The 16,940-nt window shown below is 56.7% G+C and carries 13 protein-coding genes; 8 read left to right on the top strand and 5 right to left on the bottom strand.

What is annotated here, in order from left to right; all coding sequences use genetic code 11:
* Positions 1-3: 3 nt before the first annotated feature.
* The 3 genes from KQI65_13090 to KQI65_13080 are packed head-to-tail and all read right to left on the bottom strand — an operon-like array spanning position 4 to position 2,772.
* The gene (locus tag KQI65_13090) at positions 4-930 is read right to left on the bottom strand and encodes an aspartate carbamoyltransferase catalytic subunit (GenBank protein MCB2205673.1); all 927 of its coding nucleotides are present in this window, start codon (positions 928-930) and stop codon (positions 4-6) included.
* Between the two features lie 25 nt (positions 931-955).
* The gene (pyrR, locus tag KQI65_13085) at positions 956-1,498 is read right to left on the bottom strand and encodes a bifunctional pyr operon transcriptional regulator/uracil phosphoribosyltransferase PyrR (GenBank protein MCB2205672.1); all 543 of its coding nucleotides are present in this window, start codon (positions 1,496-1,498) and stop codon (positions 956-958) included.
* Positions 1,495-2,772, bottom strand: coding sequence for a competence/damage-inducible protein A (locus KQI65_13080; protein ID MCB2205671.1), 1,278 nt, complete (start codon positions 2,770-2,772; stop codon positions 1,495-1,497). Before KQI65_13080 ends, pyrR begins: the two co-directional genes overlap by 4 nt.
* 200 nt (positions 2,773-2,972) lie before the next feature.
* Between KQI65_13080 and fusA the strand changes: the two genes are divergently transcribed.
* The 8 genes from fusA to KQI65_13040 all read left to right on the top strand — a co-directional run bounded on the left by fusA (position 2,973) and on the right by KQI65_13040 (position 14,292).
* The gene (gene fusA / locus KQI65_13075; protein ID MCB2205670.1) at positions 2,973-5,066 is read left to right on the top strand and encodes an elongation factor G; all 2,094 of its coding nucleotides are present in this window, start codon (positions 2,973-2,975) and stop codon (positions 5,064-5,066) included.
* Positions 5,067-5,609, top strand: a complete 543-nt coding sequence (locus KQI65_13070) for a hypothetical protein (GenBank protein ID MCB2205669.1) — start codon at positions 5,067-5,069, stop codon at positions 5,607-5,609. It abuts the gene before it with no gap.
* Positions 5,610-5,711: 102 nt separating this feature from the next.
* Positions 5,712-8,090, top strand: coding sequence for a polysaccharide biosynthesis tyrosine autokinase (locus tag KQI65_13065; protein MCB2205668.1), 2,379 nt, complete (start codon positions 5,712-5,714; stop codon positions 8,088-8,090).
* A gap of 167 nt (positions 8,091-8,257) precedes the next feature.
* On the top strand, positions 8,258-9,646 hold the full coding sequence (locus KQI65_13060; GenBank protein ID MCB2205667.1) for a tryptophanase: 1,389 nt from the start codon (positions 8,258-8,260) through the stop codon (positions 9,644-9,646).
* Positions 9,647-9,724: 78 nt separating this feature from the next.
* Positions 9,725-10,924 (top strand): glycosyltransferase family 4 protein, encoded by a 1,200-nt coding sequence (locus tag KQI65_13055; GenBank protein MCB2205666.1) that lies wholly within the window; start codon positions 9,725-9,727, stop codon positions 10,922-10,924.
* Between the two features lie 77 nt (positions 10,925-11,001).
* Positions 11,002-12,369 carry an NHL repeat-containing protein gene (locus KQI65_13050; GenBank protein ID MCB2205665.1) on the top strand — a complete coding sequence of 456 codons (1,368 nt, stop codon included), beginning with the start codon at positions 11,002-11,004 and terminating at the stop codon, positions 12,367-12,369.
* 4 nt (positions 12,370-12,373) lie between these two features.
* Positions 12,374-13,666: a nickel-dependent lactate racemase gene (larA, locus tag KQI65_13045; GenBank protein ID MCB2205664.1), complete on the top strand. Its 1,293-nt coding sequence runs from the start codon at positions 12,374-12,376 to the stop codon at positions 13,664-13,666.
* On the top strand, positions 13,663-14,292 hold the full coding sequence (locus KQI65_13040) for an isoprenylcysteine carboxylmethyltransferase family protein (GenBank protein ID MCB2205663.1): 630 nt from the start codon (positions 13,663-13,665) through the stop codon (positions 14,290-14,292). Before larA ends, KQI65_13040 begins: the two co-directional genes overlap by 4 nt.
* Positions 14,293-14,417: 125 nt before the next feature.
* Here the strand turns inward: KQI65_13040 and KQI65_13035 are convergent, their stop codons facing one another.
* Together KQI65_13035 and KQI65_13030 are read right to left on the bottom strand one after the other, a co-directional pair.
* Positions 14,418-15,833 carry a class I SAM-dependent methyltransferase gene (locus tag KQI65_13035; protein ID MCB2205662.1) on the bottom strand — a complete coding sequence of 472 codons (1,416 nt, stop codon included), beginning with the start codon at positions 15,831-15,833 and terminating at the stop codon, positions 14,418-14,420.
* Complete coding sequence (locus KQI65_13030; protein ID MCB2205661.1) at positions 15,830-16,930, bottom strand: tryptophan 2,3-dioxygenase; 1,101 nt, start codon at positions 16,928-16,930, stop codon at positions 15,830-15,832. Before KQI65_13030 ends, KQI65_13035 begins: the two co-directional genes overlap by 4 nt.
* Positions 16,931-16,940: the final 10 nt, after the last annotated feature.

Raw genomic sequence — 16,940 nt, 5'->3', positions numbered from 1 at the left:
GTATTACTCCGCTCTGGTTCCAATGAGATAGAGGACTGCCATTCGAATGGCCACACCGTTGGTGACCTGGGGAAGGATAACGGAATATGGCCCATCGGCCACTTCCGATTCAATTTCGACACCGCGGTTGATGGGACCGGGGTGCAGGACGGTGATTTCACGTCCCAGCTTGTCGAGCCGGCGGCGTGTGACGCCGAAGGCGTTGTGGTATTCGCGCAGCGAGGGGAAGTCCGCACCCGCGTCGCGTTCGAGCTGGATACGCAGGACGTTGATGACGTCGCTGAAATCGAGAGCGGCGTCAACGTCGGAAAAGACGCGCACGCCAAGCTGCTCGAGGTCGTACGGGATCATGCTCGGGGGACCGCAGACGGCGACGTTGGCGCCCATGCTCAGCAGTCCATAGATATTCGAGCGCGCCACACGGGAATGCGCGATGTCACCGATGATGGAGACATTGAGTCCTTCCAGCGTCCCGTGCTTCTGGCGGATAGTACACATGTCGAGCAGGGCCTGTGTCGGATGTTCGTGTGCGCCGTCTCCCGCGTTGATGAACTTGCTCGTGCAGCGTTCGCTGAGGAAATGTCCGGCGCCCGCGGCACTGTGCCGCATGACGACGATGTCAACTTTCATGGCCTCGATGTTCCTGGCGGTGTCGAGCAGCGTTTCTCCTTTTTTTACACTGCTGCTGGCCGCCGCGAAGTTTACGACATCGGCCGAAAGCCGTCGTTCGGCGAGTTCAAAGGAAATACGCGTGCGTGTACTGTTCTCAAAGAACAGGTTCACCACCGTTTTTCCCTGCAGGGTGGGCACTTTCTTGATGGGCCGGTCCAGAATCTCGAGGAAGGAATCCGTACTGTCGAGAATGAGGGTGATGTCTTCCTTCGGGACATTCTGCAGACCGAGCAGATGCTGAATGCTAAGCGATGACATAATGCTCCGGCTTCTGGGGAGTGTATTAATCTTCGATGGATACGAGATCGATCGCGTCGTGGTCATCCACTTCGCGAAGGCGGACATGAATTTCCTGTCCACGGGAGGTCGTGACGTTCTTGCCGATGAAATCGGCACGGATCGGCAGCTCGCGATGGCCACGATCAACGAGCACCACGAGCTGTATGCTGCGTGTGCGACCGATGTCCATCAACGCGTTGAGCGCCGCCCGTACGGTACGGCCGGTGAAGAGCACGTCATCGACCAGGATGACATGCTTGTCGGCGATATCGAAGGTGATTTCGGTGGACTTCACTTCCGGTTGGCGAAGGTGCTGCCGCACGTCGTCACGGTACAATGTGATATCGAGCACGCCGAGATCAGGCATACTGCCTTCGATGTCGCGGATGCGTTCCGCGAGCCGGCGGGCGACGAATTCACCACGTGTACGCACACCGATGATGGCGAGGTCTTCCGTACCCTGGTTGCGCTCGAGGATTTCATGCGCAAGCCTGGAAAGCATGCGGTCGAAACCGTGTTCGTCGATGATGTTCTGTAAGATTTTCATGATGTTTCCGTCATTATCGATGGTATCGGGGGAAATGCGAGTAATTGTCTGCGCACGAGATCCAGCGCTGTCTGCGCCGCCCGAAGTTTGGTTCGCATACGATGCTCACCGAAATAAAAGTCCTGCGCCACAGTGCCCTCCGGGCTGCTGACCGCAATCCAGACGAGCCCTACCGGTTTTTCCGCGCTGCCGCCTGAGGGACCCGCGACTCCGGTGGTGGCGATACCGATGTCGGTTCCCGCACTGCGGCGAATGCCCTGCGCCATGGCCTCGGCCACTTCCCGGCTGACGGCGCCGTGCGTTTCGATCAGCTCTGCGGGCACGCCGAGCAGCTGCGTTTTGCTTTCGTTGCTGTAGGTGACCACGCCGCGTTCGAAGCAGGTGGAACTGCCGGGAACATTTGTGAGCTTGTCGGCGATGAGTCCGCCGGTGCACGACTCGGCAACAGCCAGTGACTGCCCCCGCTCAACGAGCAGGGCCTCCACCACCTCCTCCAGTGTCTGCGTGCCGCTGCCGAACAGGTATTCTTCCGCCCGGGAGGTGACAAAGTCGCGAACTTCCCGGAGTGCTGCCCCGGCTCCAGTCTCGTCGGCAGCGCGGGCGGTCAGCCGGATGCGGACCCCGAGCGGGGAGGGAAGGAAGGCGACGCGCACATCTCGGTGTCTGGTGTCCACCCCCTTCAGGAGGTCTGCCAGTGAACTTTCGGGTATCCCGGTTGTGAGCAGCGTCACGGAAGCGCGTGCACCCTGTACCGAATCACGCAGGGCAGGGGCAACATGTTGCGCAAACATCGCATGCATTTCGTAAGGCACGCCGGGTGTGACGAAGAAGTGCTTGCCGTTCTTCTGCAGATGGTACCCCGGTGCCGTTCCCTCACTGTTGCGCATCACCCGTGCGGCCTGCGGAACCATGGCCTGGTCGCGGTTGACTGCCGTAAGGGGACGCCGCCGATCAGCGAAGAGCCGTTCGATATCGGTGAGGACATCCGCATTGTGCACGAGTGTGGTATCAAAGAAATCACAGAATGCCGCCCGCGTCACGTCGTCGTGTGTCGGACCGAGTCCCCCGGTCGCAATGACAATATCCATTTCCTCCCATGCCCTGCGGAACGCAGCGAGAAGCACTTCATGATCATCCCCGACGGCCGTGATGCGAGCAACCGTGATTCCGAGGAGATTGAATTGCTCACCCAGCCAGGACGCATTGGTGTTTACGACCTGGCCGATCAACAATTCATCACCGATAGAAAGGATTTCCGCGTTCATCCTGATCATTCAAATTCCGGGAAATATATCGACTATGTCTTGCAAAACCAAAGGGCAACGCCAGCGGACGGCAGCAGACGGTGAAATTCAGCAATACACGATCAGCACCCCTTGAATTATTTGCAAGTTAGCCCACCCCGGCATAAATTTATGGATTGTACGATGACGAAAAAGACGTTCTTTTATACGCTTATCGCAAGGAGGACCTTTTGAAAGAATTCACCCCCGACAAAATCAGGAATGTGGCGCTGATCGGCCACGGAAGCTCCGGAAAAACCATCCTCGCGGATGCGATGCTGCTCACTTCCGGTGCTGCAACCCGTATTGGCAGCATTGAGGACGGCAGTACGGTTTCCGATTATCATTCTGACGAGGTTGATCGACAGATATCCATCAACAGTACGCTGCTTTCGACGGAGTTCATGAACCACAAACTGAACATCATCGATACGCCGGGATACTCCGACTTTATCGGCGATGTGATTTCCAGTCTTCGTGTCGTCGACAGCGCGCTGCTTGTTCTCAAGTCGGTGGAAGGTGTTGAAGTGGGGAGTGAACTGGTCTGGAAGTATGCGGAAGAGAACAACGTGCCGGTTGTGATCGCCGTCAACAAGATGGACAACGAACACGCGGATTTCGATCGCGTGTACGAGGAAGCCAAAGCCCGTTTCGGCACGGATCTCGTCATCGCACAGTTCCCCGTCAACAAGGGGCCCGGTTTCAACACGTGCATCGACGTCGTGCGCAAGAAGCAGATGACGTTCAGCACCGACGGTTCAGGCAAGTACACCGAGAGTGAGGTTCCCGCCGAATTCCAGGAACGTATTGAAGCCGAGCATCAGGCCATGCTCGAGAAGGTCGCCGAATCCTCAGAGGAACTGCTCAACGCATTCTTCGAGAACGGCACACTGTCAGAGGAAGAACTGGCGCAGGGCTTCAAGGCAGCAATTCGTGATCGCAAGCTCTTCCCGATCTTCTGCATGGCCGGTGAGCAGAACATCGGCGTGGGACGCATGATGGAATTCATCATCAACTACGGTCCCGATCCGATCAGTGGCAGGACCTTCAACGTTCTCAAGGCCGGCACCGACGAAGCCATGGAGCTGAAGCCGGATGTCGCGGGCAAGGACGTTGCAGCCTTTATTTTCAAGACCATCTCCGAACCGCATGTCGGTGAACTTTCCCTGTTCCGCGTGTACAACGGCACGATCACTGCCGGAATGGACCTGGTCAACCAGAACAGCGGACAGAACGAGCGTCTCAATCAGATGTATGCCCTGCGCGGCAAGGAGCGCATGGAAGTGGGCAAGGTGTGCGTTGGCGACATCGCAGCTGTCGTCAAGCTCAAAGACACGCACACCAACAACACGCTGGCCACCAAGGGCAGCGATACGTTGATTCCGCCCATCAAATTCCCTGAGCCGGTCATGACCAGTGCGGTCAAATCCAAGGCAAAGGGCGATGAAGACAAGATCGGTACCGGCCTGCATACCCTGCATGAAGAAGATCCCGCCTTCATGGTGAAAGTGGACACGGAAACCGGTGAGACGGTGGTCATGGGACAGGGTGAAATTCACATCGACATCATGTGCAAGCGTCTCAAGCAGCGCTTCGGTGTCGAAGTGGACCTCAAGCCGCCCCGTATTCCGTATCGCGAGACCGTACGCAAGCATGCCGACGTTTCCTACCGCCACAAAAAGCAGACTGGCGGCGCAGGACAGTATGCGGAAGTGTATATCAAACTCGATCCCCAGCCGCGAGGCGAAGGCTACGAGTTCGTCGATAATATTGTCGGCGGTGTGATCAGCGGACGTTTCATCCCCGCAGTTGACAAGGGCATCCAGGAGCAGATGGCCAGGGGCGTGGTCGCCGGATACAACATGGTCGACCTCAAGATTACGCTTTACGACGGAAGCCAGCACACGGTGGACTCCAACGAAATGGCATTCAAAGTCGCCGCCCAGCAGGCATTTCGCAAGGCAGTCGCGGATGCGAACCCGATGCTGCTCGAACCGATTTACGAAATTACCGTCACCGTGCCCGATGAGTTCATGGGCGACGTGATGGGCGATATTTCCACGCACCGCGGCAAAATCCAGGGCATGGACGCGGAAGGTCCCTTCCAGATCATCCGCGCGAAGGTCCCCCTGGCAGAGCTGTACAACTATGCCACCCGCCTGCGTTCGATCACGCAGGGACGCGGCATTTACCGTCGCGCCTTCTCGCATTACGAGGAAGTGCCGCACGATGTGCAGCAGAAAATCGTCGCCGAAGCGGAAGCCGCAAAGGAAGAGGACAACTAAATGCGTTTGCATTTCGCAGGCATTGTTCTGCTCGTCATTCTTGGATCTGTGCCCCTGCGGGCACAGATCCTCGATGACGGCGGAACGCTGAACCAACCGAGTTTCATCAATCAGGCCGGTTCGTACTACAATTTCTCGTCGAACAGCGGTTGCGATCTCATGGTCAGCGTCTGGGGGTATGTCGGGAATCCGGGTCGATATAAAGTCCCCTGCGAGACCAATCTGCTCGATCTGCTTTCCTATTGCGGGGGACCGCTCTCCCGTGGCGGTGCTGAAGCCTATTTGTTCAAAATCAAGATTGTGCGGAAAGGCGGCGCGGATCGCGAAAATGAAATCGCGGAGGTGTTCGAGATCGATCTCGAGAAATATCTCGAGCTGCGCGACACCCCCACGCAGACCTCGGAATTGTTGCTCTTTCCGGGGGATTTGATTATTGTTGATGGACGTGAAGAAAGCAACGTGGTGCTGCGTGTCGCGCAGATTATCGTTGCCATCGCATCCATCGTCACCTCGACAGTGGCGGTAATCAACCTCACGAAATGAGGTGAGCAGTGAGAGAGAGGAACTGTTCCCCCAATCGCCTGATATGACGGGGCACATACGTGAGGATGTGTCGCTTGACATCCTAACATTCTACGCATCCCGATGACAGCAAGAGACGATTTCAATAAACAGGTGCAGGAATACCTGCGGATAGCCTTTGAAGGCAAGTGGGTCATTCTCGCCATCTTTGTCCTTGTCGTCACTGCAACATGGTTGTACACCATGCAGCAGGACGATATCTACGCGGCGTCCGCGACCGTCCGCCTCAAACCTTCGAAAGACCTTCTGAGCGGCCAGGCCGGCCAGCAGGGGGGGCTTGAGGGACTCGGATGGGGCGGCGAGCGCATTCTCGCCAACGAAATCCACATGATACAGAGCGATGACATCGCACAGCGCGTCGCTCATACACTCTATTCGAGCACCGACGATCTTGCCGCGCTCGCCGATACGCTGCCCATTCTCAAGGCGCGTCAGCGTCCCTCGACGCTTCGGAAAATCGCCCGGTCGATCGGTCTGGAAGATTTTTTCGTTTCCATGGGGATGGCGAAGCTCGATACATCGTCGCGTCTTGCCGACGAAGCGGTCGTTGCCGCTCGTGCCCGCGGTCAGATGAGCGCCGAGCAGGTTCGCGGAGTGGATTTCATTCAGATCGGTGTCCAAAGTACATCACCTGTTGAGGCGGCGACGATCGCGAACCTGTTCGTCGATGCCTATCAGCGGCGGAACCTCGAATCGGCCCGTGAAAATATTACCACGGCGCGCAGTTTTCTCGAGAACCAGCTCGACGACAAGAAGGATTCACTCTCGGAGATCGAGAATAAGGTTCGCGGCTTCCAGCAGCATCAGGGCTTTGTCTCACTTGACGCAGAAACGCAGAATCTCATTGAGCAGCTGAGCACCTTCGAAGCGCAGCGTGAACAGGCGCGCATCGATCTCGAGTCGGTGGAAAAAATCCGCAATGAGCTGAACATGCAGCTGAAAGCCATCGAACCCAATCTTGCAAAGCAGATCAAAGAGGGTGTCGATCCGCAGATGCGCAAGCTCATCGAGAAAAAGACCGAACTCGAAGCTACCATCCAGACAATGGAGTATAACCGCAAGCAGACAATGCGGATCCGGCCCGAGCTCGAACCCTATGCGCGCAAGCAGATCGAGGAGAAGAAGAAACAGCTCGACGAGATTCTCAGCCAGATCGATGCGGCGAGCGCAAACATCACCAGCTCCGACAACATCACCGGTGCTCCGGTGGAGTATGCCCGGCAGCTGCGGCAGAAAATCCTCGAGAAGGATGTGGAAATCGAATCCATCCGCTCACGCATTAATACGCTGACCAAGACCATAGAAGAATACAACGTCGAGTTCGAAGCCATCCCTGCCCAGACCATCGAATTTGCCCGGCTTGAACGCCGCAGGCAGAGTTACGACAAGTTGTACGGCTTGCTGGATGAGAAATACCAGGAGGCCATGATCAACGAGCAGACGACGACGGGAAATGTCGACATCGTCGATCGCGCCAAAGTTCCGGGCCGTCCGGTGAAGCCCAATCGTCCCATGAACATGATTCTCGGGATTCTGGTCGGACTCGGACTCGGTTTCGGTGTGGCTATCCTCCTGCGCTACCTCGACACGACCATCCGCAGTCCGGAAGACGTGGAAAAGCTCGGTATCCCCGTGCTTTCATTCATTCCGACTTTCGGGGCGGAAGACAATCAGCTCGACCGCAACCAGACCCTTGTGACACTGACGGCGCCGCAATCGCCGCCGAGTGAATCCTACCGCACGATGCGGACATCCATCGAAAACTCGCTGCCGAATCATGGGAAATCCATGGCCGTGGTGTTTTCCTCGCCTGCACCGAAGGAGGGAAAATCCACTGCTATCGCAAACCTTGCGGTGAGCGCCGCGAACAGCGGCCGCAAGGTGCTGCTTGTGGACGCCGATCTTCGCCGCCCTGTCCAGCATCAGATTTTCGAGGTTGAACGTGAACCCGGGCTGTCGAACGCACTGATAGGCGAAGTTCCTGTCAACCAGTGCATCAAGAAAACGATGGTGCCCGGGCTGCATATCATTCCCTGCGGCAACATCCCGAGCCATCCCGCCGAACTGCTCGGTTCGGCCAAGATGGAGAAATTCGTCAAACTCGTGCGACAGTATTACGATCTCGTGCTTTTCGATGCGCCTCCGGTCATCGCCATGGCTGACACGCTCGTGCTCGCCAAATACACCGACGGCACCGTCATTATCGTCTCCGCCGACCAGACAAAATCTCTCGGACTCGAAAAAGCGAATGAAATGCTGTCGGCAAACAATGCGAATATCATCGGTGTGGTGGTAAACCGCTTCAACGCCAACAAGGTGTACTACAGCTACTACCGCTACTATTACCAGAACTATTACTACTACTCCACCGACGGCGAACGGAAGTCGAAGCGCGTGAAGAAACGCAAAACGTCGGATGCCGAGAAGCAGGAAACCGCCTGACGGCAGGTTTCCCTGCCTGCGAAATTGTACACCCCCGGACACTGTCCGGGGGTTTTTTATAGCTCCCGTGCATTGGGTTTCAGATGAAAAAGGCCTATTTTTCCTTGCTCATGCCGGGGTAACCCGCCTGGACAGTAAACCCAACCATAACACATGCATAACGTACAATGATCCGAGACAGCTATATCAAGACGGTCATTGAGCCATTCAAGATCAAGACCGTGGAACCCATCAAGTTCACCACCGCTGAAGAGCGCACCCGCTACCTGGAGGAAGCCGGATTGAACCCCTTCCTCATCGACGCGGAGAACGTGCTGATTGACCTGCTGACCGACAGTGGCACGTCCGCCATGAGTTCGAAGCAGTGGGCAGGCATGCTTGACGGAGACGAATCCTATGCCGGTTCACGCAGCTTCTTCCGCATGCGCGACATGGTGCAGAAGATCACCGGGATGAAACACATCATTCCGACGCATCAGGGACGCGCCTCCGAGAAAATCCTTTTCTCCATCGTGGGTGGAGAGGACAAAGTAGTTCCGAATAACACGCATTTTGATACGACGCGCGCAAACGTTGAATTCTCCGGCGCCAAGGCAATCGACTGCCTCAACGCGGAAGGGAAGAACCCGGAAATCATTGCGGATTTCAAGGGCAACATGGACATCGAAAAGCTCGAGTCCGTCATCAAGGAATATGGCGTTGAACGCATTCCCGTCGTCATGATCACCGTGACGAATAACAGTGGCGGCGGACAGCCGGTGTCGATGGAGAATATCCGTCAGACCCGCGCCGTCTGCGACAAGTACGGCCTGCCGCTGTTCATGGATGCCTGCCGCTTCGCGGAGAACGCGTATTTCATCAAACTCCGCGAGGAAGGATACGCGGACAAGTCACCGCTGGAGATTTCCCAGGAGATGTTCTCCCATGTCGATGGCGTGACCATGTCGGCCAAGAAAGATGCCCTGGTGAACATCGGTGGCTTCCTTGCACTCAATGACGACGAGCTCGCCCTGCAGTGCCGCAACCTGTTGATTGTGACCGAAGGTTTCCCGACGTATGGCGGACTCGCCGGTCGTGACCTTGAGGCGATCGCACAGGGACTCGAAGAAATTCTCGACGAAGATTATCTGCAGTATCGCATCAAGAGTACTGAGTACCTCGGCAAGAAACTGATGGACCTCGGCGTGCCCATCCTTATGCCGCCGGGCGGACATGCCATTTACCTCGATGCGAAACGCTTCTGTCCGCATATTCCGCAGGAACAGTTCCCTGCGCAGGCGATTACCTGTGCACTGTATCTTGACGGCGGACTCCGTGCCGTCGAAATCGGCAGCGTGATGTTCGGACGGACCGAGGATGGCAAATTCGTGGCACCGGATCTGGAACTGGTGCGCCTTGCCATTCCTCGCCGCGTGTACACGCAGAGCCACATTGATTATGTCATCGAGATCGTGAAGCACGTTTACGATCGCCGCGACGAGCTCAAGGGTCTGAAACTGACCTACGAAGCTCCCATGCTGCGCCACTTCACCGCGCGCTTCGCCACGGTTGACTGATACACCCGTTCTCGAGGCCGTCACCGGAAACGCAGTCCGTTGGCGGCCTCATGATTTTTATCCGGAGCAGTGCTGCACGTGAGGAGGATACTGTACGTTCATCACGGGAAGGGTATTGGCGGTGCACCGCTGAGTCTGCTGTATATGATTCGCGGACTCGATCGCACACGCTATACGCCCGTTGTGCTCTGTATCCACGATGGAGAAGCGGCTGAGCTGTTTCGCGACGAAGGGATCGAGACCATCGTCGACACGAAGCTGCACGACTTCAGTCACACAAACGTGCTCTGGTACCCCCTCTGGCAATTCCCCAAAATTCTGCTGCGCCTCCTGCAGTGGCCACTGAGCCGAATGCGTTTCGCGCAGCTGCTCGCGCGTGTGCAGCCCGATCTGATCCATCTCAACACGTCGACGCTCACCGCCTTTGCTCTCGCAGGGAAGAACGCCGGAATCCCTGTAGTCTGGCATATCCGTGAACCCCTGCAGAAGGGCTATACCGGATTGCGGCGGGCTGTCATCCGGAGGATCATCGATCACACAGCGACACGCATCCTTCCCATCTGCCATTATGATGCGGAACAGCTGCTGCCTTCACCCGCAATTCACGTGGTCTACAATTTTATCGACTTTTCGCATTTCGACGCTTCATTGAGCGGAGCCACCGTGCGGGAAGAACTCGGGATCAGTGCCGATGCCTGCGTGGTGCTCATGCTTGGTGGAGTGAATCCCATAAAGGGCACGCGCGAATTCGTTGATGCCGCCGTCACATTGCTCGACACGCAGCAGGATGCATATTTTTTTGTCGCGGGACCGCTGCCTGACGACGGATTCAGAAACAGAATCAATGGGATGCGCGTATACCGGGAAGAAATCAGTTCTCGCATTCCAGAAAAGTACCAGGAGCGGATACGATTTCTCGGTGTTCGCAGCGATGTGCCGCAACTGCTCGCGGCGTCGGACGTTCTCACTTTTCCGTCCACCGTGCCGCACTTTGCACGTCCCGTTATTGAAGCGAGTGCCATGGGACTGCCGGTTGTCGCGTCCGATCTCGGCGGACCACAGGAACTCGTCGTGCACGGCGAAACCGGTTTCCTGACAGCTGCGGGCGACAGCGATGCGCTTGCACAGGCTCTGAGGAAACTGCTGCAGGATGCATCCCTGCGCAGGCGCATGGGTGAAGCCGGCAGGACATTTGCCGCGCAGCATTTCGATGCGAAAAAGAATACTGCACAGGTGCTGCGCATCTATGATGAAATCCTTCACGAGGAAAAAGCGTGATATGACCCCGCAGATTTTGTGCAATTGACCGACTTTAACGTATTTTATGCATTACCATTACCACAGCAGGAGATACAATGCGCTTCGTAACCCCTTTATTGATCGGCCTGTTTGCCTTCATCACCGTGCATGCGCAGCAGATGGAGCAGTCTACCTGGATTGAAGATGATTTTTCCGGGGAAAGCCTGCGTGCAGACTGGAAGCCGGTATCCGGAACCTGGTCCGCTGACGGCGAACGCGTCATGGTCACGGGTGGCGGGGAACAGTTCGCGATGCTGCTCGACAAGTACATCATGTACACGAAATCTTTCGTCATCGAAGCAGTTATCGACAAACTCGGCGGCGGACTGGTTTTCAACGCCGAACATCCCGACGCACTGAAGAGCTGCCACGTCGTTCGCATTGTTGACGGTGGCGTTACGCTGGGGTACATGGATTTTCTCGGCCAGTATTTCGAGACCCGCGCAATTTCGCTGAAGGATTTTACCGCACCTGTCACCATGCGTATCTACGTTGACCAGAAGAATCGTAATTACTCGGTGCTTCTCGGTGACCGCAACGTGGCGCTTGAGGAGCTGCGCTTCAATTCCGGTTACGCCGGCCTTTACTCCGGCAGCAATCGCGTGACCTTCGACTCGTTCCGCGTTTCCGGTCCCGGTACCATGGATACACCGGCATTTTTCATGAAGTCGAATCAGCGCCAGCTCAACGATCTTGCGTACATGTGCATCAAGGATGACGGGTTCCTCATTGTCAACCCTGTCGTTGGTATCGTTCAGCGCATCACCAGCGTCGGCACGTATGTCAGCGAAATCAGCATCGAGGAAAAAACGCAACTCCGCGGCGTCGCGGCCGGCGATGGAGTCTCCTACGTAGTCGACGCCGAATCCAACGCCCTTCGCGCGTTTGACACGGATAACCGCGTACAGAAAGTCGTGACTTCCGATCTCAGCGATCCACGTGATGTGGCGATTGATGACAATAACGTGTATGTACTCGACAAGAGCGGTATCGCGGTGTTTGACAAGAAATTGAATCTCATCGAGCGCAAGGCAGGCGGGCTGTTCCGCGATCCGCGTGGAATCGCGGTGCACGGCGACAAGGTCTATGTTGCAGACTTCGGCAACGGCCAGGTGCAGGTGCTCGACAAGTCTGACATGTCCGTCGACCAGGTGATCAAGGAAGATCTCATGAATCCCTGGGGTGTCGGCATTGATTCCAAAAACGGAGACATCTACGTCGCCGATCCCGGTGCCGTAGCAGTGCTGCACTACAGCGAGGACGGAGAATTCATCGAACGTATCGACCCGATTACCATTCGCGGATTCGTTTCCCCGCGCGACGTTCTCGTGCGCGATGACATGGTATATGTGGCCGATTTCGACCGCATCCTGGGCTTCAAAAAAGGTGTGCTCACCATTCGTCCCAGCCTGCGCATAGAGTAATACGATGAAGGACACAGCGTCAGTACTGGAACTCCCCTACGGCTCCGGTGTCCAGCGCGCTGAAGTCCCGCACTCCTGGAAACTTCGAACGCTCAGCAGCGTCCCCCATGCAAAGGGACGCGCTGAGCGTTCGATCGTTATGGATACGCTGGACGCCCCCATCAATGCGCCCGCACTCGAAGATTTTGTGCGTCCCGGAGAACGCGTCCTCATCCTCGTCTCAGACAAAACACGCCGCTGCAGAACCGATCTGTTCCTTCCGATACTGCTGGAACGTCTCGCCCTCTCGGGTGTGAAAGACGACGACATCACCATCCTGTTCGCCACGGGCACGCATCCCGCGCAGTCGGAGGAGGAACAGCGCGCAATTCTCGGAGACGAGGTATATCGTCGCTACACCATTCGTGAGCACGACGCACGCGATATCTCTGCATGCGTGCATGTCGGAACAACCGCAGCCGGTACGGACATTCACATCAATCGTCTTGTCGCGGAGGCAGATCGCGTAATCGCGACCGGGACCATCGTGCATCACTATTTCGCGGGCTTTGGCGGCGGGGCGAAGCTCTTTGTGCCCGGGGTGGCCTCTTACGAGACTGCAGTTGCCAATCACCGGCGAACGATTACAGCCGAGGGAAGCTTCCATCCGGGCTGCGCTGATGGCCGCATCGAGGGAAACCCGGTTATCACCGATATTCTCGATGCCTTTCGTTTCATGCCACCGACCTGGTACTTCGCGGCATTGCTCGACGAGCAGGGCAGTATCGCGGATGCTGTGTGCGGTGACCTGTTGTCCGCCCATGACGAAGGCTGCCGCCGCGTCGAAGCGCAGTACGGAGTTCCGCTCGATTCGCGGGCCGATCTTGTCATCGTCAGCACCGGTGGATTTCCAAAGGACATCAATTTCATTCAGTCACATAAGTCTCTGCATCACGCGTCATATGCCACGCGCAAAGGTGGGCATATCGTATTCCTTGCGGAATGCCGTGAAGGCATTGGGAATGAAGCGCTGCTGCCGTGGTTCGACATTCCGGCCGGCGAACAGCTGCGCAATGCGCTGCTTGAGCGCTATGCCATGAATGCGCATACCGCCCTCGCAATGCGGGAAAAAGCTTGGCGCTTTGGAATCCGGATGCTGACTGCGATGGATGGTTTGATCGTCAGGCGACTCGGTATGCAACCCGTAAACAGCCTGCAGCAGGCTATCGACGTGCTGAAAGAGGAACTGCCCGACGACGCCGATGTCCTGATTCTCCCCAACGGATCACTTGTTGTTCCGAGGCCGGTGAACGCATGAGTGCCGATACCACTTTCAATTTCTCGGGACATCTGTTCCTCGCCGTCGGTTGGGTGGCCTGGTGTGTGATCCACAGTCTGCTGATTTCCTGCACGCTGAAGCGCAAGCTGCATCACTGGCTCGGGGCGAGGTACGCATACTTTCGTCTGTTCTATGTGCTGCTGAGCGTTGTGACACTGCTGCCTCTGCTGTGGCTGCAGTGGACGCTCGAGTCGCCGATGCTATTTGTGTGGAGCTTCCCCGCATCGATCGTGCGGTGGGTTGGACTCGGGCTGGCGCTGATGATCCTTTATCTCGGTGCCCGGCAATACGATCAACCCTTCTTCTTCGGCATCAGGCAGATACAGCAGCATCTCAACGGGGAAAAAGCCGAATTCTCGGATTTCACGGCGCGTGGGATTCTTGCGCGCATGCGGCATCCGTATTACAGCGGCGGTATCCTATTCCTGCTGTTCTGGGGAAACTTCTCCGTTGCCTACGCGATCACCGCCGGCATCGGTATCGCATATCTCATTATCGGGGCGTTCATTGAGGAAAGGAAACTGATACTCGAATTTGGGGACGCTTACCGGGAGTATCAGCGCGACGTCCCGATGTTCATTCCCCGCCTTCGAATACGGCGATAAGCAGATTTCCATGTCATCCCGCCGGGTTGTCCTCTGCGAAATATGCAGTTTCTGCATATTCTTTCCGTCGCATTATGCAGTTTCTGCATAATCCGTCAGCCGAAAATATGCAGTTTCTGCATATTTCAGCTTCTGCGCATGCGCGCCATGAAAAAACCGTCAGAGTCAAGCACGGAAGGAGGCAGGGTCAGCATACCGTGATCTTCAGGGAACAGGGGCAGGTCGACGTTCTGTTTGCGAAATGCGGGGGAAATGTTTTCGAGAGAAAAGTCACTGTGCGTGGAAAGGAATGCGCGGACGATATGCGCGTTTTCTTCGGGCAGCAGTGAGCAGGTGGCATACAGCAGGATGCCGCCACTGCGTACATACACCGCATTACGCGAGAGGATACCGCTCTGTCGCGATGCGAGACGGTGGACGGTGCGTTCCTGCAGTCGCCATTTGAGGGCGGGATTGCGCCGCACGGTTCCGAAGCCGGAGCAAGGAGCGTCGACAAGCACGCAGTCAAATGATCCGGGATCAGGTTTGTGTTCATCGGGGTTCTGGGGATCACCGAATGGTGTAACGGCCAGCAGCTCGATGTTCGTCAGCGCCAGGCGCTTGGCTCGCTGTCGCAGTCCACGCAGCTTGTTGCGCTCGATGTCGCTGGCGAGTAGCCGGCCGCTTCCTCCGAGCTGATCACACAGGTGGATGCTTTTTCCACCACCACCCGCACAGGCGTCATACACCGTATCGCCTTCCGAGACCGCGCATGCATGACCGATGAGCTGACTGCCTGCATCCTGCACTTCAAAGCGTCCCTCGCGGTACAGCTCGGATTCGGTGAGGGGCAACCTCTCCTGTACGACGATGGCAGCGGGCAGCAGACTGTGAGGCAGCGCGGGAACGTTCTGCTCCGCCAATAGCTGCAGGAGTTCTTCCCGCGAGTTCCGCATGAGGTTGACGCGCAGCGTCAGGGGTGGCGCTTCACAGAGCGTCTGTCCGAGATCATGAATTTCCTGTGCCGCCATTCCCTCCGTGGTGAGCGTGTCGTACGTCCAGTCCTGCAGTGCAGCGTGCACTGCGGGAACAGTGACAGCATCCAGCGTCGCCGAGAGCGTATCGACGGATACCACTTTCCCACTGCTGTAATGTGCGATGATTGTCTGCGCCGTGGATGACATTTCGTCCTTTGTCCAGGGACTGACACGAAGTTCAAACGGGAGAGGGAATCCGGGGCGCTGTTCCAGGGCCAGCAGAAGGGCGGTTGCTGTCACCGCCTCCGCCATGTCTCTGTCGATGCGATGATCCACATCCCCGGCATCCCCGGTAAGGGCAGCGCACGAGGGACGCCAGCAGCGCAGGGCGTGATGCGCCAGCGAGGATATGCGTCCCTTGTCCTCGGAGCTGAAACGTTTGCGTGCGTGGAGGAATTCGGAAGTAAGCGCCCGCGGCGCCTGAGGAGATTTCAGGAGCAGGCGCGCAAGTTCACCAGACTGTTCGAGCAGTGCGCGAAACCGGTCGGTCCCGTGCGCATCGGCTGAGCTTTCATCCTGTATCACTGTCCTTTCCCTGCATGAGAAAAACCGAGTTTTGTGCGCAATTCATCCGGTAGAGACGGCAATGCGTGCCGGGGAATGAGGAAGGTCGAGAGATTTGTGAGATCACGGAAAATGCGATGGCTTTCAGCAGTGGATTTCAGGTAGTGATAGCCCGAGCTCCCTCCGGTACCGATTTTTGTCCCGATCATCCTGTGCACCATGAGGGCATGCCTGTATCGCCAGGTTGTCATGAGTTCATCGACATCCACGAGCGTGGCCAGCAGGCGATAGGGCTGTGTCAGTATGGGCTCATCGCGATAGAGGCTGATGAACAGCGCAGCGAGCGTTGCACGATGTCTCATACGCCGTTCCCCTTCATCACGCAGCGAATCGTGTCGCGTCTGATCAAAAATCGCTTCGAAGTGTTCCACCGTCCCATTCTGCTCTTCGAGCTGGGCGGCTTTTTCCTCCTCGGTGAGCGTCGGATTGCCCTCGATGACCGCGCGATCGCGTGCCAGCATGTCCTGCACCGCACTGCGGTATTCATCCCAGAAACGGTACGACCCCGTTTCGAGGAAAGGCGTACGCTCGAGCCAGTTCTCCAGCGTGTTGAACAGCGACGGCTGCTGTTCCGCCGCAATCAGTTCTTCCCGGTGTGCCGCGGAGACCCGGCTGTGATACGCTGCCTGGTTGTAGCGCAGCCGTTTGTCCGACTGCAGGCCGAGCCGGATTTCCAGCATGCGGAACTGTATGCTCTGGAAACCGGAAGCGGGAAAAAGAAAATCCCTGAAATCCAGGAAATCCAGCGGCGTCATGGTTTCCAGGATGCGAAGCTGATCGATGAGTACTTTCTGAATCTCGATCACGCGTTCGAGCCGCGCGACACAGATGCCGATGTTTTTTTCATCCACATGATCGGCGGAGAGGAGGGTGATGACGGAATCGACCTCGAACAGAATCTGCTTGAACCACAGTTCGTATGCCTGATGGACGATGATAAAGAGCATTTCATCATGTGCCGGCTGGCCGTACTCTTCGCTCTTCCGATCCTGCGCATTGAGCAATGCATCGAGCTGAAGATAGTCTGTATAGTAAAGCGGGGGATAAGGTTTATCCATGTTGGTTCTC

The organism is bacterium (assembly GCA_020444325.1).
Classification (GTDB): domain Bacteria; phylum Bacteroidota; class Ignavibacteria; order SZUA-365; family SZUA-365; genus BM516.
Note: the sequence above shows the minus strand (reverse complement) of the source record. Positions and strands in the feature narration are given on the sequence as shown.